This window comes from Pseudonocardia sp., assembly GCF_025965585.1.
Lineage (GTDB): Bacteria > Actinomycetota > Actinomycetes > Mycobacteriales > Pseudonocardiaceae > Pseudonocardia.
Genome location: NZ_JAOPWR010000492.1, coordinates 1 through 2,807, shown reverse-complemented (window position 1 = coordinate 2,807; position 2,807 = coordinate 1). Strand labels below are relative to the sequence as shown.

Annotated in this window: 3 protein-coding genes, 1 tRNA gene and 1 other RNA gene; 3 read left to right on the top strand and 2 right to left on the bottom strand. The window is 72.6% G+C overall.

The features are described 5' to 3' along the window. Window positions 1-303 precede the first annotated feature (303 nt). Window positions 304-582 carry a GlsB/YeaQ/YmgE family stress response membrane protein gene (locus JWR81_RS30245; protein WP_297660678.1) on the bottom strand — a complete coding sequence of 93 codons (279 nt, stop codon included), beginning with the start codon at window positions 580-582 and terminating at the stop codon, window positions 304-306. A 208-nt stretch (window positions 583-790) separates the two neighbouring features. Here JWR81_RS30245 and JWR81_RS30240 point away from each other — a divergent pair, with 208 nt between their 5' ends. Beyond that, complete coding sequence (locus JWR81_RS30240) at window positions 791-1,009, top strand: hypothetical protein (protein WP_297660675.1); 219 nt, start codon at window positions 791-793, stop codon at window positions 1,007-1,009. A gap of 48 nt (window positions 1,010-1,057) precedes the next feature. Here the strand turns inward: JWR81_RS30240 and JWR81_RS30235 are convergent. Then, a tRNA-Ser gene (locus JWR81_RS30235) sits at window positions 1,058-1,145 on the bottom strand. A 55-nt stretch (window positions 1,146-1,200) separates the two neighbouring features. Between JWR81_RS30235 and ffs the strand changes: the two genes are divergently transcribed. Next, window positions 1,201-1,297, top strand: an RNA gene (gene ffs, locus JWR81_RS30230) — signal recognition particle sRNA small type. Window positions 1,298-1,345: 48 nt separating this feature from the next. After that, the coding region (locus JWR81_RS30225; RefSeq protein ID WP_297660672.1) for a DNA polymerase III subunit gamma and tau at window positions 1,346-2,807 on the top strand (1,462 nt) is incomplete at its 3' end.

Here is a 2,807-nt window from a genome sequence, read left to right as displayed (position 1 = left end):
GCGGCTCGACGTGAGGACCGGTGTGCGGTGGGCGTGGCCGAGCAGCCGGGCGGCGGCGGACTCGACGTCGGCGTAGGTCGGTGGGATCACGCCCGCCATCCTCGCGCTCAGAGCCCGTCGACGGACGTGGTGGTGTCGGCCACGATCTGCTGCTGGGCTTCGGCGCGGCCCGTGCCGGCTCGCCATCGCCGGACTGCGGGCCGTGGTCGCCCGATCGGACCTCGGATCGGGAAAGGCGAGCCCGGGAACGGCGGAGGCCGGGTCCGTCCACGTGGACGGACCCGGCCTCCGGGGTGCCTCGGGTCAGCGGCGGACGGAGCGACGGCCGTACAGGTTCGCGGTGAGCACCACCAGCACGGCGGCGACGATCACCTGAATGATGATCTCGATCCAGGGGATACCGCCGTTGGCGTTCGCGTACCCCATGGCACTGGCGATGAAGGCCCCGATGAAGGCTGCCACGATGCCGACCACGATGGTGAGCCAGATCGGGATGGGCTGCCTACCCGGAACGACCAGCCGGCCCAGTGCTCCGATGATCGCGCCCACGATGATCGCGCTGATGATTCCCGTGATGGTCACGGCTTCCTCCAGTTGAGTGCCCCGGGGATCGCACGTGACGATCCGCTTCCAGGGAGTGCCCGGACGAAGCTCCTTTCACGCCGTCGTCACGCAAACGTGACCCACTTGCGCCGAACAGCCCATCGGCTCCGACCCACGGGAGGACCCGGTCTGTCGCCCGGATCACTCCATCGGCGGTGCCGCCGGCGGCGCCACGTAACCTTCGCGCGTGCATTTCCTTCGCATGTCCTGCTGCGGCTCGTCGTGGGTCGGTGTCGAGCGGGCTCACTGCTGCCTGCGCACCGGCGGCTGCGGGGGCGTCTTCGACGACATCGAGCTCTGGGACGGCCACCGCACGGAGGGGGCGTGCGTCGACCCGCGCTCCCTGCAGCTCGTGCAGACGAAGAACGGCATCTGGCTGCGGGCGCTCGACCGCGCGGGCGGCTGACCGACGAGAAACGCCCGGGCCCCTTGACGGGGACCCGGGCGTCGACTCTGGCGGAGGATGGGGGATTCGAACCCCCGAGGGCTTGCACCCAACACGCTTTCCAAGCGTGCGCCATAGGCCACTAGGCGAATCCTCCAGCGCGACGAGCATAGCCGGGTGGTCGCGGCCGCTCGCGGGGGCACTATGCTTGCCCACGGACCCCGCGCGGCGTCCATCCTGTGAACTCCCCCAGGGCCGGAAGGCAGCAAGGGTCAACGGGCTCTGGCGGGTGCGCGGGGTCCGCCTTCGTCTCTCCCCTCCCACCCGCTTGTCGGTGGTGGTGGGTAGCCTCGCGGCGTGGCATTGGCTCTGTACCGCAAGTACCGCCCGGCCAAGTTCGCCGAGGTGGTGGGGCAGGAGCACGTCACCGAGCCGTTGAGCACCGCTCTCGCGGCCGGGCGTATCAACCACGCCTACCTCTTCTCCGGCCCGCGCGGCTGCGGCAAGACCTCCAGCGCGCGCATCCTGGCCCGCTCACTCAACTGTGTGGAGGGACCCACCCCGGATCCGTGCGGGGTCTGCGCGTCGTGCGTGTCGCTCGCGCCCGGCGGCCCGGGCAACATCGACGTCACCGAGCTCGACGCCGCGTCGCACGGCGGTGTGGACGACACGCGCGAGCTGCGCGACCGCGCCTTCTTCGCCCCCGCCGAGTCGCGCTACCGCGTCTTCATCGTCGACGAGGCCCACATGATCACCACGCAGGGCTTCAACGCGCTGCTGAAGATCGTGGAGGAGCCGCCGGAGCATCTCGTCTTCGTGTTCGCCACCACCGAGCCGGAGAAGGTGCTGCCCACCATCCGGTCGCGCACCCACCACTACCCGTTCCGGCTGATCCCGCCCGGCACGCTGCGCAAGCTGCTCGAGGGCATCTGCGCGGAGGAGGGTGTCACGGTCGCGCCGGCGGTGTACCCGCTGGTCATCCGCGCGGGCGGCGGATCGGCCCGCGACTCGCTGTCGGTGCTCGACCAGCTGCTCGCCGGGGCCGGCCCCGAGGGCGTCACGTACGAGCGGGCCGTGGCGCTGCTGGGCGTCACCGACGTGTCGCTGATCGACGACATGGTCGACGCGCTCGCCGCGTCCGACCGGGCCGCGGTCTTCGAGGCGGTCGACCGTCTCGTCGAGGCCGGGCACGACCCCCGGCGTTTCGCCTCCGACCTGCTGCAGCGCCTGCGCGACATCACGCTGCTCCAAGCCGTGCCGGAGGCGGTCGACCGGGGGCTCGTCGAGGCGGCCGACGACGAGCTGGCGCGCATGGTCGAGCAGGCCGGGCGGCTCGGCGCGGCCACCCTCACCCGCTACGGCGAGATCGTGCACGCCGGGCTCACCGAGATGCGCGGGGCGACCGCGCCACGCCTGCTGCTGGAGCTGCTGTGCGCGCGCATGCTCCTGCCCGCGGCCACCACCGCCGAGCCGGGCCTGCTCGAGCGGCTCGAACGGCTCGAGCGTCGCAACGACATCGCCTCGGGCCCGCTGCCGCCCGGCGAGGCCGGGGGCGACGCGCCGCCGCCGCGGTTCCAGCGGCCCAGTGCCCGCGAGGAGCAGGAGCCCGCCGCTCCTGCTCCCGCCGCTGACGTGCCTCCCGCACCGCATGCGCGCAGCGACGAGCGCCACGCGCCGAGGAGCGCCGAGGACGACAACGGGTCCGTCGCGGCCACACCGCAGACCGCCGCGGGTGTGCCGGAGGCCGCCGACGCAGGTTCGGATCAGCACTCGGCCGGCCCGTCCGGCACGGCGCCGGCCGCGCGCCAGGACGATCCGC